The organism is Nocardia neocaledoniensis (assembly GCF_003182135.1).
In the GTDB taxonomy this organism is placed as follows: Bacteria; Actinomycetota; Actinomycetes; order Mycobacteriales; family Mycobacteriaceae; genus Nocardia; species Nocardia neocaledoniensis.
This window is the reverse complement of the sequence record NZ_QGTL01000018.1, coordinates 1-23,003: the sequence shown is the minus strand read 5'-3', so window position 1 is coordinate 23,003 and position 23,003 is coordinate 1. Positions and strand designations below refer to the sequence as shown.

Genomic DNA, 23,003 nt, shown 5'->3' with positions numbered 1-23,003 from the left:
TCTCAGCGGGCCGGAGTCAGCCGCCGGTTGCGGTGCCCGACCACCCGGCACACCAGGTAGATGGTGAACGAGATCGCGGTGACGAAGGTCGACACCGGCACGCCCGGCGCCAGCGAGAGCAGCAGCCCGCCCACCGCGGCGACCTCGGCGAAGATCACCGACAGCAGCGCCGCCCGCAGCGGGCTCGCCGTCACCTGGGCGGCCGCGGCGGCCGGGGTGATCAGGATGGCCAGCACCAGCAGCGCGCCCACGATCTGCACGCCGAAGGCGGCGGTGATGCCGAGCAGCACCGCGAACACCACCGACAGCGCCCGCACCGGCACGCCGCGCGCCACCGCGACCTCGGGATCGGCGCTGGCGAACAGCAGCGGGCGATACACCACCGAGAGCACCGCGAGCACGCCCGCGGTGCAGGTGAGCAGGAGTGCGAGCCCGTCGTAGCCGACGCTGGCGACCTGCCCGGTCAGCAGCGAGAACTTCGACCCGGCCCGATCGGGCGCGAGCCACAGGAACAGCACCGACAGGCCGAGCCCGAACGAGAGCACCACCGCGATCACCGAATCGCGTTCGCGCGCACGGGAACCCAGCCAGCCGAAGAGGATCGCGGCGACCACTGAACCGGCGATCGCGCCGAACCCGACCCCCACCCCGGCCAGCAGCGCGGCCGACGCGCCGGTCAGTGACAGCTCGCTGGTGCCGTGTACGGCGAACGACATCTGCCTGCTGACGATCAGCGGCCCGATCAGCCCGGCCAGCAGCCCGAGCAGAGCGCTGGCCAGCAGGGCCTGCTGGACGAAGTCGTAGGTGAGCAGGTCGGCGGTGGTGCCGATGTCGAACATCTGCTGCCAGACCTTGGTGAGCTTGTCCATCAGGCGGTACCGCCGAGCGCGTCCATGTCGTCGCCGGTGCCGACGACGACCAGCCGGTCGCGCACCCGCAGCACCTCGACCTCGGTGCCGTAGAGCTCCGAGAGGGTGGCCGAGGTCATCACCTCGTCGGGGGTGCCGATCCGGAACTCGCCGTCGACCAGGTACAGCACCCGGTCGACCAGCGGCAGGATGGGATTGATCTCGTGGGTCACGAACAGCACGGCGGTGTCGTGTTCGCGGCGGCGCCGGTCGACGAGTTCGGCGACCAGCCGCTGATTGGCCAGGTCGAGGCTGAGCAGCGGCTCGTCGCACAGCAGCACCGACGGATCGCCGACGAGCGCCTGCGCGACCCGCAGCCGCTGCTGCTCGCCGCCGGAGAGCGTCTCCAGCGGCGCGCGCGCGAACTTCTGCGCGCCGACGGCGGCCACCGCGGCCTCGACCTTGCGGGCCCGCTCGCCGCGCCCGCGCCAGCCCAGGCCCCACCGGTGTCCGTCGACGCCGAGGCCGACCAGGTCGACACCGCGCAACTGCACGCCGGCGTCGATGGTCTTCTGCTGCGGGATGTAGCCGATGCCGGGGTTGCCCACATCGGCGCGCCTGCCCGCGATCTCCGCGGTGCCCGCGGTCAGGCCGAGCCTGCCCAGCAGCACCCGCAGCAGCGAGGTCTTGCCGGAGCCGTTGGGACCGAGGACGGCGATGAACTCGCCCGGTGCGACGTCGAGGTCGAGCTCGCGCCACAGGGTGCGCTCGCCGAAGGACAGCGTGGCGCCGCGCAGCCGGATGGCCGCGGCGGTGCTGTCCGCGGGTGCGGTGGCGGCGGGCGCCGCTTCCTCAGTCGTCGACACGGTCGGTCCTCAGCGCAGTGCCGCGGCGAGCGCCTTGGCGTTCGCGGTCTGCCACTGCACGTAATCCATACCGGCGGGCAGGGTTTCGGTCACCTCGACGACCGCGACGCCGGCGCCCTGGGCCGCGGTGCGCAGGTCCTGGGTCACCTTGTCCTCGGTCTGGGTGTTGTAGATCAGCGCCTTGACCTGCTTGCCGGTGATCAGGTCGCGGGTTGCGGCGACGGCGGCCGGGGCCGGGTCGGTCTCCTGCTCGATCGCTTCCTGGAACTCGTGCGGGGTCTTGTCCTGCGCGGTCGCGGCCACCAGCAGGTAGTGCGCGAGCGGCTCGGACTGGGCGACCGGCGCGTTGGGATGCTGGGTGGCGATGGTGCCGGTGATGGTGCTGACGCCGATCAGCTGGTTCTTGAAGCTCGTCGCGCGCTCGGTGTAGGCGGCGGCGTTGGCGCCGTCGAGCTCGCCGAGCTGGGCGGCGATCCGGTCGGCGACGGCGGCGACGGTGGTGACGTCGTACCAGACGTGCTCGTTCTCGTCGCTCTTGTCGGTGCGCTGCTCGAACGCCTCGACGGTCCGCTTGTCCTTGCCGGAGATGGCCTTCTCGATGAACTCGTCGTAGTGCCCGCCGTTGAACACCACCAGATCGGCGTCGCTGATCTTGGCGGTGTCGGTGGCCGAGGTCTCGAAGGAGTGCGGATCGGCGGCGGGATCGCTGATGATCGAGGTCACCTCGACGTCGGGCCCGGCGACGGCGGTCGCGATGGAACCCCACACGTTGGTGGACGCCACGATCGCGAGCCCCTCGGAGTCCTTGGACCCGTCACCACAGGCGGCGAGCCCGACCGCGACGGCCGCCCCCACCGTGAGACCAGCACACATGCGGACGAATCGACTGTTCACGCGGTACTCCTGCAAACCCGAAAACTCATAATGGAAATCGTTACCGTTTTAGATTAGCAGGACCGAGTACCCAGCACGAACCGCATCGAAAAGCCGGGCTCGATAATCGAGCCCGGCTTCGTCGACGGTCCGTCAGACCAGCACGTCGGCGGGCTGGCTGAGCAACTGGGCGCAGCGCAGCAGGCCGAGGTGGCTGTAGGCCTGCGGGTGGTTGCCGAGAGAACGCTCGGCGACCGGGTCGTACTCCTCGCTCAGCAGGCCGGTGGGGCCCGCTGCGGCGACGAGCTGGGCGAACAGCGCCTCGGCGTCGGAGCGGCGGCCGATGAGCAGGTAGGCCTCCACCAGCCAGGCGGCGCACAGGTGGAAACCGCCCTCGCCGCCGGGCAGGCCGTCGTCGTGGTGGTACCGGTAGACCGTCGCGCCGCTGCGCAGCTCGGCCTCGGTCGCCACGACGGTCGCCGCGAAGCGCGGGTCGGCCGGGTCGATCAGGCCGCTCAGGCCGATGTGCAGGGTCGCGGCGTCGAGATCGGTGCCGTCGTAGGCGGCGGTGTAGGACTGCACCTCCTCGTTCCAGCCCTTCGCCTTCACCTCCTCGGCGATGGTGTCGCGCAGCGGGGCCCACTCGGGGTCGGCCGGACGGTCGAAACGCTCGGCCAGGGTCAGCGCGCGATCGATCGTGAGCCAGCCCATCACCTTCGAGTACACGTGGTGACGCGGGTTGCCGCGGATCTCCCAGATGCCGTGATCGGGCTCGGTCCAGCGCCGCTGCACCGCCGACACCATGGCGTGCACCAGCTCCCAGTCGGCATCGGGCAGCGCCTTGACGGGCTCGGTGACGCCCTGGCGCTCCCGCTCGTGCGCCATCGTGGTGATCAGGTCGACGATCGGCCCGAACACGTCGAGCTGCACCTGCATGTTGGCCGCGTTGCCCACGCGCACCGGCCGCGAACCGGCGTAGCCGGGCAGCAGGTCGATGACGGCTTCCGGGGGCAGCGTCTCGCCGTAGATCGTGTACAGCGGGTGCAGCCGCTCTGGGCCGGGGATCGTGTCGAGCACGCGGTGCACCCAGCCGAGGAACTCGTCGGCCTCGGTCAGCGAGCCGAGGTGCACCAGGGCCTGCGCGGTGAGCGAGGCGTCGCGCAGCCAGCAGTAGCGGTAGTCCCAGTTGCGCACGCCGCCGATGTCCTCGGGCAGCGAGGTGGTCGCCGCGGCCAGGATGGAGCCGGACGGGCGGTGCACCAGGCCGCGCAGGGTCAGCGCCGAACGCTTCATCAGATCGGGCTTGAGCGGGGGCAGCTGCAGCCCGGCCGCCCATTCGGACCAGTACTGCTCGGCGAGCTGCCGACGCTGGTGCTCCGGCGTCATCGAGGGCGCCAGATCGGCTGTGCCGCAGCGCAGTTCGAGGACGACGGGCGCGGCCGACGGATCGACCACCGCGCGTGCCTGCTCGCTGACGCCGTCGAACAGGATCTCCCACTCGACGCCGGGGGAGCGCAGCACCATCGGCTCGTTGGTGCCGCTGACCCGCAGGCCGCCGGTCACCGCCTCGATGCGCACCGGCACCTGGCCGAACTCCGGCCGCGGCGCGAAGGTGACGACGGCCTTCGCGTCACCGGTGATCACGCGGGTCAGGTCGGTGCGGTCGGCGGGCACGTCGTGCGGCAGGTAGTCCATCACCTGCAGGCTGGACCAGCGGGTCTGCACGGTCATCGTGCCGTCGACGTAGCGCTGCGACAGCGGCAGGCCCGCGCGTTCGGGCGCCACGGTGAAGTGGCCTGCGGCCGCGCCGCCGAGCAGGTGCGCGAACACCGCCGCCGAGTCGGGCTCGGGGTGGCAGAACCAGGTGACCGTCGCGTCGGGGGTCAGCAGCGCGACCGAGCGCGGGCTGGCCAGCATGGTCAGCCGCTCGATCCGGGGCGCGCTCGCGCCCGCGAGCCAGGTGCGTCGCTCCTCCACGAGGAACGCCAGCGCGCGGGCGACGTCCTCGGTGGAGTCCACGCGCAGCTTGGCCAGGCTCTCGCCGTCGCCGACCTTGATGCCGACATCGGGTCCCGACAGCACGCGGAAGGCCTTCTCGTCGGTGACGTCGTCGCCGAAGAAGACCGCCGCCGAGGCACTCTCCTGGTGCCGGATGGTGTCGAGCGCGGTGCCCTTGTCGGTCGGGATCACCGCGAGCTCGATCACCGCCTTGCCCTCGGTCACCTGGACGCCGACCCAGCAGGCCGGGCCCTGGCGCACGGAATTCAGTGCGCGCCTGCCGATCTCGGGGCTGGCGTTGCGCACGTGCAGCGCGGCGCTGGCCGGCTTGGTCTCGACGGTGACGCCGGGGTTCTCGGCGGCGATCTGGGCGAAGGCGGTCTGGATCTCGGCGAGCAACTGCTTGGCGTCGTTGTCGATCGCGTGCACGAAGCCCACGTCGAACTCCGAACCGTGGCTGCCGATCAGCTGCACCTCGACCGGTAGGCGCGAGAGCGCGGCCAGATCACGTAGCGCGCGACCGGAAATCACCGCGGCGGTGGTGTTGGACAGACCGGCGAGCGCGCGTAGCGCGCTGACCGATTCCCGATGGGGAAACGCCTTCGTCGGGTCGGACACGATCGGGGCGATGGTCCCGTCGTAGTCCGAAGCAACCAAGAGCCGTGGCACGCGCGCAACCGACGCCAGTGCACGGCGGACATCCAAGGGCAGATCCTGTGCGCTCACGCATCCAACCTAGTGATCGGGGGAGTTGATCAGGGGGCGCGAAAAACAATACTGCGTCAATTCTGGCGCACGGGCGGCGCGGCGGGTTGTGCGCGCGGTGTCTCGCAAATCCTGGGCATATGCACGAACGGCCATACATCCTCCGTAGGAGGGCATATGGCCGTTCGATGCGCAGGGGGTATGAGTTACCCGCGATCACCCAGCAACAGGTCGACGGTGAGCTCGAGGCGCTCTGTGACGTCGGTCGCGGAGGCCCGCCGGGTGAGCCAGGCCACCAGGTTCGACAGCCACACGTCCGAGATGACCCTGGCGATGGCGAGCTGACGCTCGTCGGGCTCGCCGTCGCTCATCGCGCGGGCGAAGACACGGTCCATCACCTTGCCGACGCGATCGACCTCGGCGGCCGCGGAGGCGTCGGCGAACATGAACGCGCGCGTCATGGCCTCGGTGAGCAGCGGGTCGCGCTGCATCATCCGGGTGATCTGGGTGAGCAGGCCGTGCATGCGCTCGGAGGGGCCGTCGCCGGGTAGGGGGCGGCGCTTGCCCTCGAACTGCTCGAATTCCCTGGCCAGGGCGGAGACGAGCAGGTGCACCTTGGACGGGAAGTAGCGGTAGAGGGTGCCGACGGCGACGTCGGCGCGCTCGGCCACCGCGCGCATCTGCACGGCGTCGTAGCCGCCCTTGGAGGCCAGTGCCAGCGTGGCGTCGAGGATGCGCTTGCGCCGTTCGCGCTGCGCGTTGGAACTCAGCTCGTCCTCGGACAGTGTCGTCACGGTGGGCGTGGGGGCGGGACTGTCCATCGTGGAAACCCTTTCGCTGAGTGCACCTGAATCGTCTGCCGAGCAGGTCTCTTGACTTATACCCGGCCCGGATATTAGAACATGTTCTAGGAGTGGGAGCCACGCCGGAAGGGCGGTTTTTCTTGTGACCATCGCCACCACTGACGAGCATAAAGCCGCCGCGGAGTCGCTGCGGGGCTGGGCGAGTTCGGTCGCGCCGATTGCAACAATGCGGGCCGGCGGTGCCGGAAGCTGGCACACGTACTGGCCCGCGCTGACCGAGTTCGGCCTCTTCGAGGTCGCGCTCGACGAGGAGCACGGCGGCCTCGGCGGAACCGTCGCCGACCTCGCCGTGTTCCTGGAACAGACGGCCGACGACCTGGTCGCCGGACCGGTACTGGCCACCGCGCTGGCCGGGTTGATCACCCAGGGCGCGGTGACCGGCGGCGCGCCGTGCGGTGTCGCCGTGCCGACCGACGAGGTCGCGGCCAAGGCGGTCGACACCGACGACGGCTGGATCGTCACCGGGACATGGGAATTCGTCTACGGCGCCGACACCGAGACCCAGGTGCTCGTCCCCGCGAACACCGTCGACGGGGTGCGCTGGCTGCTGATCCCGGCCGCGTCCGTCACCATCACGCCGCTGTCGAGCTCGGATCACACCGTGTCGCTGGCCCGGGTCGCGGCCACCGAGATCGCCGTCCCGTCGGCGCGTGGCTTCGCCCCCGACGTCGATGTCGCCGACCTGTTCGTCGCCCTCGCGGTGGCCGAGCTGGCCGGCGTCGCGGGCTGGTGCCTGCGCACCGCGGTCGACTACGCCAAGGTCCGCGAGCAGTTCGGCAAGCCGATCGGCAGCTTCCAGGCCGTCAAGCACCTCTGCGCGTGGATGCTGTGCCGCACCGAGCTGATCCGCGCGGTCGCCGCCGACGCCGCCGCCGCGATCGACGAGGGCGGGGCGGAACTGCCGATCGCCGCCGCCGTCGCCGCGGCCACCGCGCTCGACGCCGCGGTCGACACCGCCAAGGACGCCATCCAGGTGCTCGGCGGGATCGGCTTCACCTGGGAGCACGACGCGCACTTCTACCTGCGCCGGGCCAGCGCCCTGCGGCAGCTGCTCGGCGGGTCGGCTCGCTGGCGGGCCAGGGTCGCCGAACTCACCAGGGCAGGACAGCGCCGCACCACCGGCGCCGAGCGCGTCCTCGGTGACGTCGCGGGCGATTCCGCGCTCGCCGCCGAGATCGCCGCCATCGCCGCGCTGGCTCCCGAAGCGCGGAACCGGGCCCTGGTCGAGGGCGGGTTCGTGATGCCGCACTGGCCGAAACCGTATGGGCGCGAGGCTGATCCGATGACCTGCCTGCAGATCGCCGAACAGCTGCGCCGCGCCGAGCTCGAGGTTCCCGACCTCGCGGTCGCCGGCTGGGCCGTGCCCACGCTGCTGCGCTTCGGCACCGAGGCGCAGATCGAGCGCTATGTCTGGCCGACGCTGCACGGCGAGGTCACCTGGTGTCAGCTGTTCAGCGAGCCGGGCGCCGGCTCGGACCTCGCGGCGCTGCGCACCACGGCCGAGAAGGTAGACGGCGGCTGGGTGCTGCGCGGCCAGAAGGTCTGGACCTCGCTGGGCTCGGAGGCGAATTGGGGCATCTGCCTGGCGCGCACCGATCCGAGCGCCGCCAAGCATCGCGGGATCAGCTACTTCCTGGTCGACATGCACGCCGCCGGGGTGCAGGTACGGCCGCTGGTGACGATCACCGGCGAGGCCCGCTTCAGCGAGGTCTTCCTCGACGAGGTCTTCGTCCCGGACGACTGCCTGGTCGGCGCGCTGAACAACGGCTGGAAGATCGCGCGCACCACCCTCTCGGCCGAGCGGGTCGCCATGGGCGGCGGCGGCATCGGCGGCGCGCTGGAGGCGCTGCTCGACCGTTTCCCGGTCGGTGGATGGGGAACAGAGTTGCGTGAGGACCGGTTCGGCGCCCTGATCACCTCCTCGATTGCTGGCTCATTGCTGGAGCAGCGCATCGCGGAGGCGACGATGGCCGGAGTGGATGCGGGCGCCCAGGCGAGCGTGCGCAAACTCGTCGGTGTCCGGCACCGGCAGGACCTGGCGGAATACGCCTTGGAACTTTCCGGCGAAGAAGGTTCCCTGGAAGAAGACGCTCTGAAAGAATTCTTGCTCACACGCTGTCTCTCCATCGCGGGCGGTACCGAGCAGATCCTGTTGACCGTGGCCGCCGAACGGATTCTCGGCCTGCCGCGCGATGCGGACAGTTAGCTCGATGAGGGAGGACGCCGTGGACTTCACCCGCGACGAAAGCGCCGACGCTGTTGCCGAGGTGGTCGTGAGCCTGCTCGAACGCGAGCAGGCCCGAGATATGGAATTGTGGCCGAGCCTGATCGACTCCGGCCTGCTCGCGGTGCCGGTGCCCGAGCGCTTCGGTGGCGACGGCATGGGCCTGCTCGAGGTGTCGGCCCTGCTCATGGAGCTGGCCACCGACGCGGTGGCGGTGCCGGCGCTGCCGACCTTCGGATTCGGCGTGCTGCCGCTGGCGCCGGTGCTGCCCGACGACCTGGCCGAGCTGGTGCTCGGCGAGGTGGGCAAGGGCACCGTGCTCACCGCGGCACTCAACGAGCCGGGCGCGCCGTTCACCACCGCGCCGAGCACCAAGGCCGTGCGCGACGGTGACACCGTGCGGATCACCGGTCGCAAGGTTGGCGTGATCTACGCCGAGCAGGCGCGCTGGATCCTGGTGCCCACCGACGCGGGCGTCGCGCTCGTCGAATCGGTGGCTCCCGGTCTGGAGATCGTCCCGGTGGCGGGCTCGGCGGGCATTCCCGAGGCGACGCTGGTGCTCGACGAGGTCGAGATCCCGGCCGCGCGGTTGCTGCCGGATCTGCTGCCCAGCCTGCACCGGCATGCACTGGCCACCCTCGGCGCGGTCGCCGACGGCCTGCTCAAGGGCGCGCTCACACTGACCGCCGAACACGTCCGCACCCGCGAGCAGTTCGGCAGGCCGCTGGCCGAATTCCAGGCGGTGGCGCAGGAGATCGCCGACCTGTACGTGGTCTCGCGGACCCTGCACGTGGCCGCGGAGTCGGCGTGCTGGGCACTGGCCCAGGACGACTCCTCGCCCGAGCACCAGCGCCGCATCGACGAGGACCTCGACGTGCTCGCCTACTGGGCCGCCGCCGAAGTTCCGCGCGCCATGCAGCAATGCCACCACCTGCACGGTGGACTGGGTGTGGATATCACCCACCCCATGCACCGGTACTACTCACAGGCCAAAGACCTCGCCCGTCTGCTCGGCGGCGCGGGCCTGCGCCTCGACCTTCTGGGAGCAAGATGTTCATCGATCTGACCGCCGAACAGCGGCGGTTGCGCGAAGAATTGCGTTCCTATTTCGCCGACCTCGTCACGCCCGAGGAACACGCTGAGATGGCGGTCAACCGGCACGGCGACGCCTACCGCGAGGTGGTGCGCCGGATGGGCCGCGACGGCTGGCTCGGCGTCGGCTGGCCGAAGGAATTCGGCGGCCAGGGCTTCGGCCCGATGGAACAGCAGATCTTCTTCAACGAGGCGGTGCGCGCCGACGTGCCGCTGCCGCTGGTGACCCTGCTGACCGTCGGCCCGACCCTGCAGAAGTACGGCACCGAGGCACAGAAGAAGAAGTTCCTGCCCGGAATCCTGTCCGGCGACATCCATTTCGCCATCGGCTACTCCGAGCCGGAGGCGGGCACCGACCTCGCCGCCCTGCGCACCACCGCGGTGCGCGACGGCGACGGTGACTGGATCGTCAACGGGCAGAAGATCTTCACCACCGGCGCGCACGAGGCCGACTACGTGTGGCTGGCCTGCCGCACCGGCTCGGTCGAGTCGCGCCACCGCGGCATCACGATCCTGATCGTCGACACCGAGGACCCCGGCTACTCGTGGACGCCGATCATCACCTGCGACGGCGCCCACCACACCAACGCCACCTACTTCGACGACGTGCGGGTGCCCGCGGACATGCTGGTCGGCGAGGAGAACCGCGGCTGGCGGCTGATCACCACCCAGCTCAACCACGAGCGCGTCAGCCTCGGCCCGTCGGGCAAGATCGAGCAGCTCTACGACCGCCTGCACGACTGGTCGGCCGAGCACCAGGTGCTCGGTGAGCCCGAGGTGCGCCGCGCCCTGGGCCGGGTGCGCACCATGGTGCGGCTCAACGAACTGCTGAACTGGCAGGTCGCGGCCGCCGACCCGGCCGCGGCGCAGAACACGGTGATCGCCGACGCCTCGGCCACCAAGATCTTCTCCACCGAGTCGCTGCAGGAAGCGGGCCGGGTGGTCGAGGAGATCATCGGCCGCTACGGCGATCCCGCCGAGCCGGACACCGCCGAACTGCTGGGCTGGCTGGACCGGCGCACCAAGCAGAACCTCGTCGTCACCTTCGGCGGCGGCGTCAACGAGATCATGCGCGAACTGGTGGCCTCGGCCGGCCTCGAACTGCCGCGCGTCCCCCGATGAGCAAGGAGCCGGGCGTGCCGGAGAGCATCACCCCAGAAGACATCCCAGAGGCGTTGGCCAAGCTGGCCGCGGCCGGCGAGTCCGCGCCGCGGGCCGGGCGCGATCCGGTGAACCAGCCGATGATCAACAACTGGGTCGAGGCGATCGGCGACACCAACTCGATCTACGTCGACGAGGCCGCCGCCAAGGCCGCCGGGCACCCGGGCATCGTGGCGCCGCCCGCCATGGCGCAGGTGTGGACGATGAACGGCCTGCACGGTCAGCGCACCGCCGACGACCCGCTCGGCCTGGCGACGCAGCTGCTGGACGAGGCGGGCTACACCTCCGTCGTCGGCACCAACTGCGAGCAGACCTACCACCGCTACCTCCAGCCGGGCGAGGAGGTGACCGTCACCAGCAGGCTCTCGGAGTTCAAGGGCCCCAAGCGCACCGGGCTCGGCGACGGCTGGTTCCTCACCTTCACCACCACCTGGTCGGTCGGTGACGAGGTGGTCACCGAAATGCTGTTCCGCATCCTGAAATTCGCGCCCGCCGCGAAGGAGGCGGAAGCGCCCGCGAGCGACGTCGAGCCGGCGCCCGAGGGCCGGGTGGGCCCGGTGATCTCGAAGGACACCGAATTCTTCTGGGCCGGTACCGAAATCGGCGAGCTGCGCATCCAGCGCCTGCCCGACGGTTCGCTGCGGCATCCACCGGTGCCGGCGCTGTGGCAGGACAAGGCCGAGACCACCGACTACGTGGTCGCGGCGGGCACGGGCACCGTGTTCAGCTTCGTCGTGCACCACGCGCCGAAGGTGCCGGGCCGCGAACTGCCGTTCGTCGTCGCGCTGGTCGAACTCGATGAGGGTGTGCGCATGCTCGGTGAGCTGCGCGGCATCGATCCGTCCGAGGTCGCGATCGGTGTCCCGGTGCGCGTGGCCTTCGAGAAACTGCCCGACGGCACCGTTCTGCCCTACTGGCAGGCCCAGCGGTGAGTGCCGCGCCCCGTCGCGCCGCGCCGACTCGCCCTGCCCGTCCGGAAAGGACCCGCTTGTGACAACCACCATCGATCCCGCCGCGCTAGCGGTGGGTACCGCGCTCCCGGAGCTGGTGATCCACGCCGATCCCACCTTCGTGATCAGTACCGCCCTGGCGACCAGGGACTTCCAGGACGTGCACCACGACCGCGACAAGGCGGTCGAGCGCGGGTCCAGCGACATCTTCGTCAACATCCTCACCGACACCGGCCTCGTTCAGCGCTTCGTCACCGACTGGGCTGGGCCGACCGCCGTGGTGAAGTCGATCGCGCTGCGTCTCGGCGTGCCGCTGTATTCCGGTGACACACTGACCCTTTCGGGCACGGTGACCGAGGTGTCCGGCGCGCAGGTGACGATCGACGTGCGCGGTCGCGACAGCCTCGGCGAGCACATCACGGCCACCGCGGTGATCTCCCTACCTTCTCTGGAGCAGTCATGAGCTTGTCCGGGAAAGCCGCCATCGTCGGCATCGGCGCCACCGATTTCTCGAAGGACTCCGGCCGCAGCGAATTGCGGCTCGCCGCCGAGGCGGTCAGCGCGGCGCTGGCCGACGCGGGCCTCACGCCCGCCGACGTCGACGGCCTGACGACCTTCACCATGGACACCAACACCCAGGCCGCCGTGGCCAGGGCGGTCGGCATCCCGAGCCTGAAGTTCTTCAGCCACATCGGCTACGGCGGCGGCGCGGCGTGCGCGACCGTGCAGCAGGCCGCCATGGCGGTGGCCACCGGCGTGGCCGACGTGGTGGTCGCCTACCGCGCGTTCAACGAGCGCTCCGGCGCCAGGTTCGGCCAGTTCTCGCCCGCGCTGGCCGCCGCGCCGACCTCCTCCGGGATCGACGCGGGCTGGGCCTACCCGCAGGGCCTCGGTACGCCCGCGGCGCAGGTCGCGATGGTCGCGCGCCGGTACATGCACGTCACCGGCGCGACCAGTGCCGATTTCGGCGCCGTCGCGGTGGCCGACCGCAAGCACGCCGCGGTGAACCCCGACGCCTTCTTCTACGGCAAGCCGATCACCCTGGAGCAGCACCAGGATTCGCGCTGGATCGCCGAACCGCTGCATCTGCTCGACTGCTGCCAGGAGTCCGACGGCGGCGTCGCCATCGTCGTCACCAGCGTCGAGCGCGCACGTGACCTCCCGCAGCGACCCGCGATCATCGCGGCCGCCGCGCAGGGCAGCGGCGCCGACCAGTACGTGATGACCAGCTACTACCGCGACGCCATGACCGGCCTGCCGGAAATGGGTCTGGTCGGTGACCAGCTGTGGGCGCAGAGCGGTCTGAGCGCCGCCGACATGCAGGCCGCGATCCTCTACGACCACTTCACCCCGTTCGTGCTCATGCAGCTCGAGGAATTGGGGTTCTGTGGCCGCGGCGAGGCCAAGGACTTCATCGCCGACGGCGCCATCGAGATCGGTGGCAAGCTGCCGCTGAACACCCACGGCGGTCAGCTGGGCGAGGCCTACATCCACGGCATGAACGGCATCGCCGAGGGCGTGCGGCAGATCCGGGGGACCTCGGTGAACCAGGTCGACGGCCTGGATCGCATCGTGGTCACCGCGGGCACCGGCGTCCCCACCTCGGGACTGGTGCTCACCGGCTAGCGCTTTCGTAGGCTCGACCAGGTGACTCCACGCCATCTGGTCGATGTCCACGTGCTGCTGATCCGTGACGACTCGGTCCTGCTGAGCCGGCGCCGCAGCGGTGACGAGTTCGACCGCCGCTGGCATCTGCCCGCGGGGAAGCTGGAAGACGGCGAGTCGGCAACGGCCGCCGCAGCACGGGAGGCCGCGGAGGAGGTCGGGGTCGAGATCGACCCCGCCGCTCTGCGGCTGATCCATGTCGCCCACGTGACGGCGCCCAGCCGGGAAGCCCGCCTCGGCCTGTTCTTCCGCGCCGAGTGGTGGCAGGGCGAGCCTTTCAATCGTGAGCCTGACAAATGCTATGCCGTGCAGTGGTTTACGCTGAACGAACTCCCCGCCGATCTGATCGAATATTCGGCGCTCGGAATTGCCGCCGTGAATTCGGCGAGTCCCTATTCGGAATTCGGTTGGCCGGGCCGCTGATGCCCCCGCGTTGCGTCAACCCTGGTTGACCTCCGGAATTCGCGTCAGCGGGTGATCCGGTACTGCGCCTGTCAGGAACCGGGTGATGGGGCGCGCGAGCTGCTCGACGTTGTGATCGATCCCAGCCCGCACTCCGGCGATCCGGTCGAAGACCAGCCCCTCCAGCAGGGCCAGGAAGTCGGCGGCCGCCGCCGCGGGGTCGGCGGCGCCCAGCGTCGTGAACAGTTCGGTGGCGCCGGCCAGGGAGAACAGGCTGTTCGCCAGTCGCGCGCGCAGGTCGGTGTCGCCGCGTACCTCGATGATCAGCGCGTGCCGGGCGACGAGTTCGGCGTGCCGTTCGCTCAGGAGCCCGTCCAGCCAGGTCGCGATCCCGCGGGCGATCTCCGTGGGATCGCCCGCACCCGCAGCCGCTTCACCTCCCGCTGTGGTGGGTTCGCCACGTCCGGCCTGGTCCGTGGCCGAGCCGCCGTGCGCCGTGCGCATCTCGGCGAAGTCGGCGTGTGACCGGGCGGTGATGCCATGGGCCACCGCCGCGATCAGGGCCTGCCTGGTCCGGAAGTAGTACGACGTCGAACCCGCAGGCAGGGCGAGCGCGGTGTCGAGCGCGCGGTGGGTGAGGGCGCGAATGCCGCGCGTCGCGATGAGCTCGATCGCGCCCGTCACGATCAGCGCTCTGCGGTCTGTGGACATCGTCACCTTCCCTGGCCCGCCATCGGGGCCGTCCTCTACAACTGTAGAGGACATGGGAGGTCGGCATGACGGTGGTTCTCGATCCGGCGCAGGCTGCGGCGGCGAGCAGGCTCGCGGAACTCCTGGACCGGCACGGCAGACCGCGCCGGCGCGGGCGCGGCGTCTACCTGCACGGCAGGCCCGGCCGTGGCAAGACGATGGTGATGGATCGGTTCTTCGCCACCGCCGATCCGAAACACAAGCGCCGCTTCCACTTCCATGCCTTCTTCGCCGAACTGCACTCGGCCGCGCACACCCTCGGCTCGATCGAACAGGCCGTCGAAAGCCTGCTCGGCACGGCCGATCTGGTGTGCTTCGACGAGTTCCACGTCAACGACATCGGTGACGGCATGCTCATCGCCCGCCTGCTCGACGCCCTGTTCACACAGCGCCGCACCCTCGTCGTCACCTCGAACCAGGCGCCCCGGGAGCTGCTGCCCAACCCGCTGTTCCACGACAGGTTCGTGCCCAGCATCGAGCGCATCCTCGCCCACCTCGACGTCGTCACCCTCGACGGCCCGCTCGACTACCGCACCCTCGGCGTCGCACACGACAGTGGTTTCCGCTCGGGCGCCTACGTCCTCGACCCGGCTTCCTCGCCCCGCGGCGACATCGCGATCGACCTGGGCGACGGTCGTTCCGTCGCGGCGCTCGCCGTCGACGCCGACGCGGTGACCTTCGCCTTCGCCGACCTCTGCGGCGCGCCGACCAGCGCCGCCGACTACCTGCGCCTCAGCAGGCGCTTCCGGCGCTGGACCCTGCGCGCGGTCCCTCGCCTGCGCGAGGTGCCGCCTGATCAGGCGATGCGCCTGGTCAATCTGATCGACGTGCTCTACGACGCCGACCTGCCCTGCACCGTCCACGCGGCCGCACCCCTCGCCGAGCTGACCGCGGGGGTACCCGCGGTTCCCGACCTGGCCCGCACGGCCAGCCGACTCAGTGAAACGTCACATATCGCCGATACGGCCATTCGTACCGTGTAACACCGGCGGAGAGGACAATAAAAGGGAGGTCATCCGAAGTATCGATTTCCTCCCGGGCACACCACCCGGCGTGTAACTATGTGGCTGTTTTGTGCAGGCTCTTGGGTTTGGTGGTACAGCAGTGATCGGGGTGAGTCAGCCCATTACGCGGGCGATCGTCGTGATCGCGCTACTCGTCGCTGCCACGATCGCGCTGCACGGATATCTGCCCGGCGCCGAATCCGCCGAATCATCGGACCGCGCGCCCTCGCCGCTGCTGGTGGCGGTGATGCCGGTGTTGCTGCTGGTGTCCATCGTCATCCTGGTCGCCGGGGTGATCGCGAGCCAGCACCGGCTGCCGCTGGCCATGCCGCAGGTCGAACGCGAGGCGACCCCGCCCTTCAACTGGCGGCGCCTGGCGCTGCTCGGCCCGCTGATCCTCGCCGCGCTCACGCTGGTCTTCGCGGCAGGCGTCGCCGCGCTGTTCCTGCTGCCCGGTGCGCGCACGACGCGCACCGGTCCCACAACCAGGCCCGAAGGCTCCGGCCCCGTGCCGACACCCACCGACGCGCCGGCCCCCGATCCGGGCACCGGCCCCGCCGAGCTCACCGGCACGGCGCTGCTGATCGCGGCCGCGCTGGCCATCGCGCTGATCGTGGTGGCGCTGCTCGGGCTGATCGTGGTCGCGGTCGCCGCGCGCCGCGAACCCGCCGCCGCGACGCCCGCGCAGGCCGAGACCCCACCGAGCGCCGTCGACTCGCTCACCAGGGCCGCCGAGATGGGCCTGGCGGCGATGAACGCGCCAGGCCAGGATCCGCGCACCGCCATCATCGCCTGTTACGTGGCCATGGAGCGCGGCCTGTCCAGCGACCGCGCCGCCCGGCCGCTGGCCTCCGACACCCCGATGGAAGTGCTCGCCCGCGCGTTCGAAAGCGGTGTGCTGCACGATGCTTCGGCCCGCGAGCTGGTCGCGCTGTTCGAGGAGGCGCGGTTCAGCCCGCACTCGATGCTGGAATGGCAGCGCATGCGCGCCGAACAGCTGCTGCGCATCGTGCTCTCGGATCTGCAGCGAAGGTTGGTGCCGGCATGAGCGGTCAGCGCCCGGAGGCGGTAGCTTGCGTGACCACGCAGGGCGCCCGAGCATGCCGGGAGGACACAGAGTGAATCGATCCGGTGTCGTGTGGACCGCGGTGATCGTGGTGGCCGCGCTCGAACTGTTGCTGGTGCGGATGGCCCGCGACGCGGTGCTGCTCGCGGTGGCCCTGCCGGTCGCGGTCGCGCTGGCCATGCTGATCTGGTCGATGCGGCAGCGGGTGGTGCGCGAGGAACCGCTCACCGAGTACATCGACAACGGCCCGGCCGAGATGCTCGGCCGCTGGCACGCGCGGGCGTCCATGCTGACCGCGCGCGCCGACGGCACCAGGGCCGACTGGGATCGGCACCTGCGGCCGTTGCTCGCCAAGGAGTTCGAACTGTCCACCGGCCTGCGGGTCGCCAAGAACCGGCGCGCCACCGAGGCCGCCGGACAACTGCAGTTCGGTCCCGAATTGTGGCGCTGGGTCGACCCGGCGAACTCGGCACTGCGCGACCAGGTCGGTCGCGCACCGGGTAGGGCGGCGCTGGATGAGATCCTGCGCCGATTGCAGACGATGTGAGGGGTTAGAGGCCACCGATGACCATGCCGTTGAACGTGACCGTCCAGCGCTCCGACGCCGTGCTGCGTGAGCTGGGCCGGGTCGTGGTCGGCAAGCGAGATGAGCTGCAGCTCATCATGATCGCCGTCCTGTCCGGAGGACACATCCTCATCGAGGACCTGCCCGGTCTCGGGAAGACGCTGATCGCGCGATCCTTCGCCGCCGCGCTCGGCCTGGATTTCACCCGCGTGCAGTTCACGCCTGATTTACTGCCCGCCGATCTGCTCGGCTCGACGATCTACGACATGTCGTCGGGCCGGTTCAACTTCCGTCGCGGTCCGGTCTTCACGAACGTCCTGCTCGCCGACGAGATCAACCGCACCCCGCCGAAGACGCAGGCCGCGCTGCTGGAGGCCATGGCCGAGGGGCAGGTGAGCATCGACGGCGAAACCTTCCTGTTGCCACAGCCTTTCATCGTGCTGGCCACCGACAACCCGATCGAGTACGAGGGCACTTACCCGCTGCCGGAGGCCCAGCTCGACCGGTTCGCCATCCAGCTGCGCCTGGGCTATCTCTCCGAACAGGACGAGACGCAGATGATCCGGCGCAGGCTCGAGCGCGGGTCGACCCCGCCGCAGGTCGGCCAGGTCGTCGACGCGCAGGGGCTGATGGAGATGCGCCAGTCGGTCGAATTCGTCACCGTGCACCCCGATGTCGTGAACTACGTGGTGGCGCTGGCCTCGGCGACCCGCAGTCATCCGCAGGTGGAGGTCGGCGCCAGCCCGCGTGCCGAACTCGATCTGGTGCAGATGTCGCGGGCACGGGCGCTGCTGCTCGGGCGCGACTACGTGATCCCCGAGGACGTCAAGGCGCTCGCGGTGCCCGCCATGTCGCACCGCATCACGCTGCGCCCCGAGATGTGGGTGCGCCGGATTCGCGGCGAGGACGTCATCACCGAGCTGCTACGCCGTCTACCGGTGCCCCGCGCCACCAGCACATGAAGCACCGCGACGAATCCAGGACCGTCGAGGTCGAGCTGCGGTGGCGACCGGCGCCGCTGGTGTTCATCCTGGCCGGGTGCGCGGCGGTCGCGCTGGTCGTCGCGGTCCTGCGGGGGCAGTGGCAGCTCGTCGTCTTCGCCGCGCCGATGCTCGGGGTGCTGGTCACCGCGCCGTGGCAGCGGAACCCGACCAGGATCCAGGTCGACGGCAGCGGCACGGTGCGCTGCTTCGAGGGCGAGGTGGTCGGCTGCAACGCGGTCGCCTTCGTCGAGCAGGGGCACGCGCTGCTGCGGATGACCGCGGTGCCGCTGTCCGGGCTCGAGATCGAGGTCGAGGAGGCGCACGATTCCGGCACCGCGCCCGCGGGGATGCGGCTCGGTCTCTCGGCGGCGCGCTGGGGCCGATATCCGGTGCAGGTCAAGGTGTCCGCGCTGAGCCCGGCCGGGCTCGCGGTCGCCACCGCCGAATTGCCCGCCGCCAAGCTGTACGTGTACCCGATCGCCGATCCGCAGCGAATGCGCTTGCCGCGCACCGAACTTCCCGACCGGATCGGCACGCATCTCACGCGCAAGCACGGCCCCGGCGTCGAATACGCCGACATCCGGGCCTTCGCGCCCGGCGATCAGCTGCGCACCGTGAACTGGCCGGTCAGCGCGCGCCGCGGCAGGCTCTATGTCACCGAACGGTTCACCAATCGTTCCGCCGACGTGGTCGTGCTGGTCGACACCTCCCAGCAGGCGCCGGGCCCGGCCACCGCGTCGCTGGAGCTGTCGGTGCGCGGCGCGGCCCAGGTGGTGCAGTCCACGCTGCAGGCCGGGGACCGCACCGCGGTCGTCTGCCTCGGTGAGTCGCCGCGCTGGCTGCGCCCCGACATCGGCCGCAGGCAGTTCTACCGGATCGTCGACACGGTGCTCGGCGTCGGCGACGAGCACGTCCCGACCACCGGCACCCTGGCCCCACACGCCGCGGTGCCGATCGGCGCGATCGTGGTCGCCTTCTCCACCCTGCTCGACACCCAGTTCGCGCTGGCCCTGATCGACCTGCGCAAACGCGGGCACGTCGTCGTCGCCGTCGACGTCCTGCGCGGCACCCCGTTCGAGGACGGGCTCGACCCGACGATGGCCAGGATGTGGCAGCTCGAGCGCGCGTCGATGTATCGCGACATGGGTTCGGTCGGCGTCGACATCATCGCCTGGCCCGCCGAGACCAGGCTCGACCAGTCCATGCGGCTGCTGCCGCAACACCGCCGGACGGTGCGGGTGCGCCGATGATCAGATTCCTCGCCCTGCTCGCCGGCCTGCTGCTGGTCGCCGCGGTCGCGCTGATCCAGCCGCTCGCCGGGATTCTCGCGCTGGCGCTGGTCGTCGCGAGCTGGTGGTGGCGACCCGCCTCGGTGGGTGCCGTCCTCGTGGTGATCGCGGCGCTCGCCTTCGCGGAGGTGGGCGTGATCGCCGCCGCGGCGACCGGGCTGGTGGCGACCACCTATCTGCTCAACGCCGCCGTCCTGCACGCGCCGGAAGGCGTTGTGCCGACGACGATTCCGTCGGTCGGCGGGGCGGTTCTGTTCACGATCGCCGCCGCCACCGCGGCCCTGGTGCCGGTGCAGCTGATCTGGGCGCCGCTGGCAGCCCCGGTGCTGATCGTGCTGATCTACGCGCTGCTCGTGGGTGGTCTGGCGACCCGGGAAGCGACCACCACCGCGCCCGACCCGGAGTGATCGGTCGCCCACGCGACCATTCGGTGCGATCAGGGGATGTCCAGGCGGGCCTCGGCGCGCGGATGCCCGCCGGTCGTCGGAACCGGCGGGCATCGTCGAGTACTCGGCTCAGGCGATCTTCAGCGCCACCTCGCCGAGGACCGGCGCGTCCTCGCGCTCGACCACGGTGACGGCGCCGATCAGCTCGTCGCCCTCGCGCCAGACCTTGATCCGCAGCGTCTCACCGGGGTACAGCACCCCGGCGAACTTGGCCCGGAACCCGCCGACCCGGCTCGCGTCACCGTCGAGCAGCTCGTCGGTGATCGCCTTGCAGACCACGCCGTAGGTGCACAGGCCGTGCAGGATCGGGGCGGGAAAGCCAGCGCCCTTGGCGAATTCGGGATCGGAGTGCAGCGGGTTGCGATCGCCGCAGAGCCGGTAGAGCAGGGCCTGCTGCGGCAGCGTCGGGGTCAGGATCTCCGCCTCGGGCGCGCGCTCGGGCAGCGCGGCCTTGGCGCTCGGTCCGCGCTCGCCGCCGAAACCGCCCTCGCCCCTGGCGAAGATCGAGGAGCGCACCGTCCACAGCGGATCGCCGTCGGAGCCGACGACGGTGTGCTCCTGCACGATCACCGCGTTGGCGCCCTTGTCCCAGATCTCGCTGATCCGGCCGGTGCTCGTCGCCTTGCCGCTGGCCGGAATCGGCTTGTGCACCACCACTTCCTGGTGCCCGTGCACGACCTTGGCCAGGTCGATTTCGATGCCGGGGAAGCTCACCTTCGGCGGCTCGGTCTCGCCGAGGGTCGGCGCTACCGTCGCGAAGGTGGGCAGCACCTGCGGTGCGTTGTCGTCGAGGTAGGTCAGCTCGACCGGGTCGGTCTGACGCGCGCCTGCGCCGAGGCCGAGGTGGTAGAGCTGCACGTCGGTGGGCGTCCAGCTGAACTCCCGCGTGGGCAGCTCGGCACCGAGAGCGGTCGCGAGATCGATGGGCATGGTGTTTGTCTCCTGCTGGGTCTTGGTGCGCCGCACCACCGTCGCGGTGCGGCGCGACGAACGTCAGGCGGTGGCCTTCGCCTCTTTCCGCTTGGCCGCGACGATGTCGAGCACGGCCAGGTAGGCGAAGGTGATCGCGGGTCCGATGGTGGCGCCGGGGCCCGCGTAGGTGTGGCCCATCACCGGGGCGCTGGTGTTGCCCGCGGCGTAGAGGCCCTCGATCACTGAATCGTCTTCGCGCAGTACGCGTCCGGCGGTGTCGGTGACCAGGCCGCCCTTGGTGCCGAGGTCACCGGGGACGATCTTGGCCGCGAAGAACGGGCCCTGCGAGATCTCGGCCAGGCAGGGGTTCGGCTTCACGGTCGGATCGCCGTAGTAGCGGTCGTAGTGGCTGTTGCCGCGGCCGTAGTCCTCGTCCTTGCCGGTGGCGGCGAAGCCGTTGAACCGGGTGACCGTCGCGGCCAGGTTCTCGGCGGGCACGCCGATCCGCTCGGCCAGCTCCTCGATGCTGTCGGCCTTGACGATGTAGTCGTTCTCCAGCCACCGCGAGGGGAACCGCTGCCCCGGCTGCAGACCCGCGAAGATGTAGCGGTTGCGGTAGCGCTGGTCGAACACCAGCCAGGCCGGGATGTTCTCGCCCGGTCCGGCGCCCTGCCCGTACTCGCCGCCGTACATGGTGTGCACGGCCTCGACGTACGGCGCCGACTCGTTGCCGAACCGCTCACCGCGGTCGTTGACCATGATGGTGCCGGGCAGATTGCGTTCGGCCAGCGCGAACCACGGCTTGCCGCCCTTGAAGATGGTCGGACCCCACCAGGCGTCCTCCATGAACCCGACCGTCGCGCCCGCTGCCATGCCCGCGACGATGCCATCTCCGGTGTTGGCCGCGGCGCCGGTTGTCCACTCAGTGGTTATCGGCTGCCGCTGGTACTTGGCGCGCATGTCGGCGTTGTGCTCGAAGCCGCCGCTGCCGAGGACCACGCCGTAGCGCGCGGTGAAGGTGACGGTCTCGCCGTCGACGGTGGCCTTGACGCCGGTGACCCGGCCGTCGGTGACCACCAGGTCGGTGAGCGGGGTGTTCAGCAGCACCGGAACGCCCGCGTCGAGCAGGCCCTTGCGCATGGCGGCGATGATCGCCTGGCCCATGCCGAGCAGGTGTTTACCGGTGAACTTGGCCAGGTAGGTGCGCGCGCCGACGCGCAGGGCGCGCATCATGCCCTTCGGGTGGCGCTTGATCAGGTTGAGGCGCACGAAGTCGGCCTGCATGACGACCACGTTCAGCGGCGCCTTGGCGTACGGCGGCTCCAGATTGGCCAGCTCCGCGCCGAGCACCTTGCCGTTGAACGGCGTCGGCTCGCAGGAACGGCCCTGGGCGAGCCCGCCCGGCGCCTCGGGGTAGTAGTCGGAGTAGCCGGGAACCCACTTCATCTTCAGCGGGGTGTGGTCGAGGACGAAGTCGAACGCCTCGGCGCCGCGATCGAGGTAGGTGTCGATCTTCTCGGCGGGCACCACGTCACCGATGATGCTGTGCAGGTAGGTGCGGGCTTCCTCGCGATCGTCCGGGCGGCCGGACGCCTTCAGTGCCTTGTTGCCCGGAATCCAGACACCACCGCCGGATCGGGCCGTGGAACCGCCGTAGTGCGCGGCCTTCTCGAGCACGACCACGCTCAGTCCGTTGTGTGCCGCGGCGAGGGCGGCGGTCATCCCGGCGGCGCCGCTACCGACGACCACCACATCGTATTCCCGATCACTCATGTGCAACACGTTATAGAAGGGTCCGCCTGTTCGACAGTCCAAACTGGAACTTGTTCCAGTGGCGTCGGCGTTTCGCCTCCACATACTGGAACGTGTTATAGAAATCACCTCCGGTTGCGTTGTATGGTCAGGTGAACGGCTGACGCAGCGATGCGCAACCCGTTACAGTTTTGACGTCCGGAACTACGGGCTTCACCGCGCGCGCCAGCTTTCCCGGCTGGCGGTGCGGTCAGGCCAGAACTGGACACGGTTCCAGCTCGGCTGGAGCGTGGCCCACACCTATTGACCGTGCTGCCAAGGAGGTCCGCGTGCTGCCCGACGCGGTACGAACTCAACTCGCCGATGAACTGGCCGATGCCGAGGAGACACGAGTCGCCGTGTCGCCGCTCGTCGACCGGTATCCCGATATCGATGTGGTCGACGCCTATGAGATCCAGCTGCTCAATATCCAGCGCAGGCTGAAGGCCGGTGCCAAGGTGGTCGGGCACAAGGTGGGTCTGTCGTCGAAGGCGATGCAGCAGATGATGGGCGTGGACGAGCCCGATTACGGTCACCTGCTCGCCGAGAT

At 70.2% G+C, this 23,003-nt stretch carries 21 protein-coding genes and 1 pseudogene; 14 read left to right on the top strand and 8 right to left on the bottom strand.

Annotated features, from left to right (window positions below; genetic code table 11):
* Nucleotides 1-2: 2 nt before the first annotated feature.
* From DFR69_RS31610 to kstR, 5 genes are all read right to left on the bottom strand, one after another.
* Nucleotides 3-869, bottom strand: a complete 867-nt coding sequence (locus DFR69_RS31610; protein WP_110041354.1) for a metal ABC transporter permease — start codon at nt 867-869, stop codon at nt 3-5.
* Nucleotides 869-1,651: a metal ABC transporter ATP-binding protein gene (locus DFR69_RS31605; protein WP_373867040.1), complete on the bottom strand. Its 783-nt coding sequence runs from the start codon at nt 1,649-1,651 to the stop codon at nt 869-871. Before DFR69_RS31605 ends, DFR69_RS31610 begins: the two co-directional genes overlap by 1 nt.
* A gap of 72 nt (nt 1,652-1,723) precedes the next feature.
* Complete coding sequence (locus DFR69_RS31600) at nt 1,724-2,587, bottom strand: metal ABC transporter solute-binding protein, Zn/Mn family (RefSeq protein WP_110041352.1); 864 nt, start codon at nt 2,585-2,587, stop codon at nt 1,724-1,726.
* A gap of 153 nt (nt 2,588-2,740) precedes the next feature.
* Complete coding sequence (otsB, locus tag DFR69_RS31595) at nt 2,741-5,311, bottom strand: trehalose-phosphatase (protein WP_110041351.1); 2,571 nt, start codon at nt 5,309-5,311, stop codon at nt 2,741-2,743.
* 185 nt (nt 5,312-5,496) lie between these two features.
* Nucleotides 5,497-6,111 carry a cholesterol catabolism transcriptional regulator KstR gene (kstR, locus tag DFR69_RS31590; RefSeq protein ID WP_019044699.1) on the bottom strand — a complete coding sequence of 205 codons (615 nt, stop codon included), beginning with the start codon at nt 6,109-6,111 and terminating at the stop codon, nt 5,497-5,499.
* 124 nt (nt 6,112-6,235) lie between these two features.
* On the opposite strand from kstR, the gene DFR69_RS31585 reads away from it, so the two are divergent.
* The 7 genes from DFR69_RS31585 to DFR69_RS31555 are packed head-to-tail and all read left to right on the top strand — an operon-like array spanning nt 6,236 to nt 13,668.
* Nucleotides 6,236-8,359: an acyl-CoA dehydrogenase family protein gene (locus tag DFR69_RS31585; RefSeq protein WP_110041350.1), complete on the top strand. Its 2,124-nt coding sequence runs from the start codon at nt 6,236-6,238 to the stop codon at nt 8,357-8,359.
* Between the two features lie 4 nt (nt 8,360-8,363).
* Nucleotides 8,364-9,443 (top strand): acyl-CoA dehydrogenase family protein, encoded by a 1,080-nt coding sequence (locus tag DFR69_RS31580; RefSeq protein WP_186817379.1) that lies wholly within the window; start codon nt 8,364-8,366, stop codon nt 9,441-9,443.
* Nucleotides 9,428-10,591 carry an acyl-CoA dehydrogenase family protein gene (locus DFR69_RS31575; protein WP_110041348.1) on the top strand — a complete coding sequence of 388 codons (1,164 nt, stop codon included), beginning with the start codon at nt 9,428-9,430 and terminating at the stop codon, nt 10,589-10,591. The genes DFR69_RS31580 and DFR69_RS31575 overlap by 16 nt, the downstream gene beginning before the upstream one ends.
* The gene (locus DFR69_RS31570; protein WP_146229476.1) at nt 10,588-11,562 is read left to right on the top strand and encodes a bifunctional MaoC family dehydratase N-terminal/OB-fold nucleic acid binding domain-containing protein; all 975 of its coding nucleotides are present in this window, start codon (nt 10,588-10,590) and stop codon (nt 11,560-11,562) included. The genes DFR69_RS31575 and DFR69_RS31570 overlap by 4 nt, the downstream gene beginning before the upstream one ends.
* A gap of 58 nt (nt 11,563-11,620) precedes the next feature.
* Nucleotides 11,621-12,043: a MaoC family dehydratase gene (locus DFR69_RS31565; protein WP_110041347.1), complete on the top strand. Its 423-nt coding sequence runs from the start codon at nt 11,621-11,623 to the stop codon at nt 12,041-12,043.
* Nucleotides 12,040-13,206: a lipid-transfer protein gene (locus tag DFR69_RS31560; protein WP_110041346.1), complete on the top strand. Its 1,167-nt coding sequence runs from the start codon at nt 12,040-12,042 to the stop codon at nt 13,204-13,206. Before DFR69_RS31565 ends, DFR69_RS31560 begins: the two co-directional genes overlap by 4 nt.
* A 21-nt stretch (nt 13,207-13,227) precedes the next feature.
* Nucleotides 13,228-13,668 (top strand): NUDIX domain-containing protein, encoded by a 441-nt coding sequence (locus DFR69_RS31555; RefSeq protein WP_110041345.1) that lies wholly within the window; start codon nt 13,228-13,230, stop codon nt 13,666-13,668.
* A 15-nt stretch (nt 13,669-13,683) separates the two neighbouring features.
* Here the strand turns inward: DFR69_RS31555 and DFR69_RS31550 are convergent, their stop codons facing one another.
* Nucleotides 13,684-14,358 (bottom strand): TetR/AcrR family transcriptional regulator, encoded by a 675-nt coding sequence (locus DFR69_RS31550; RefSeq protein WP_110041344.1) that lies wholly within the window; start codon nt 14,356-14,358, stop codon nt 13,684-13,686.
* A 65-nt stretch (nt 14,359-14,423) separates the two neighbouring features.
* Here DFR69_RS31550 and zapE point away from each other — a divergent pair, with 65 nt between their 5' ends.
* The 6 genes from zapE (at nt 14,424) to DFR69_RS31520 (ending at nt 19,711) form a co-directional block, all read left to right on the top strand.
* Entirely contained in the window at nt 14,424-15,380 is a 957-nt protein-coding gene (gene zapE / locus DFR69_RS31545; protein WP_110041343.1) for a cell division protein ZapE, read from the top strand.
* Between the two features lie 130 nt (nt 15,381-15,510).
* Entirely contained in the window at nt 15,511-16,449 is a 939-nt protein-coding gene (locus DFR69_RS31540) for a DUF4129 domain-containing protein (protein WP_244198556.1), read from the top strand.
* Between the two features lie 70 nt (nt 16,450-16,519).
* A complete protein-coding gene (locus DFR69_RS31535; RefSeq protein WP_244198555.1) occupies nt 16,520-17,014 on the top strand; it encodes a hypothetical protein in 495 nt (164 codons plus the stop codon).
* Nucleotides 17,015-17,031: 17 nt separating this feature from the next.
* The gene (locus DFR69_RS31530; RefSeq protein ID WP_110041341.1) at nt 17,032-17,994 is read left to right on the top strand and encodes an AAA family ATPase; all 963 of its coding nucleotides are present in this window, start codon (nt 17,032-17,034) and stop codon (nt 17,992-17,994) included.
* The gene (locus DFR69_RS31525; RefSeq protein ID WP_110041340.1) at nt 17,991-19,265 is read left to right on the top strand and encodes a DUF58 domain-containing protein; all 1,275 of its coding nucleotides are present in this window, start codon (nt 17,991-17,993) and stop codon (nt 19,263-19,265) included. The genes DFR69_RS31530 and DFR69_RS31525 overlap by 4 nt, the downstream gene beginning before the upstream one ends.
* Nucleotides 19,262-19,711, top strand: coding sequence for a hypothetical protein (locus DFR69_RS31520; RefSeq protein ID WP_110041339.1), 450 nt, complete (start codon nt 19,262-19,264; stop codon nt 19,709-19,711). The genes DFR69_RS31525 and DFR69_RS31520 overlap by 4 nt, the downstream gene beginning before the upstream one ends.
* A gap of 108 nt (nt 19,712-19,819) precedes the next feature.
* On the opposite strand, the gene DFR69_RS31515 is transcribed toward DFR69_RS31520, so the two are convergent.
* Together DFR69_RS31515 and kstD are read right to left on the bottom strand one after the other, a co-directional pair.
* Nucleotides 19,820-20,680, bottom strand: a complete 861-nt coding sequence (locus DFR69_RS31515) for a MaoC/PaaZ C-terminal domain-containing protein (RefSeq protein WP_110041441.1) — start codon at nt 20,678-20,680, stop codon at nt 19,820-19,822.
* A 63-nt stretch (nt 20,681-20,743) separates the two neighbouring features.
* Nucleotides 20,744-22,435 (bottom strand): 3-oxosteroid 1-dehydrogenase, encoded by a 1,692-nt coding sequence (gene kstD / locus DFR69_RS31510; RefSeq protein ID WP_110041338.1) that lies wholly within the window; start codon nt 22,433-22,435, stop codon nt 20,744-20,746.
* 308 nt (nt 22,436-22,743) lie between these two features.
* Between kstD and DFR69_RS31505 the strand changes: the two are divergent.
* Nucleotides 22,744-23,003: pseudogene (locus DFR69_RS31505) on the top strand (2-keto-4-pentenoate hydratase); the annotation flags it as partial.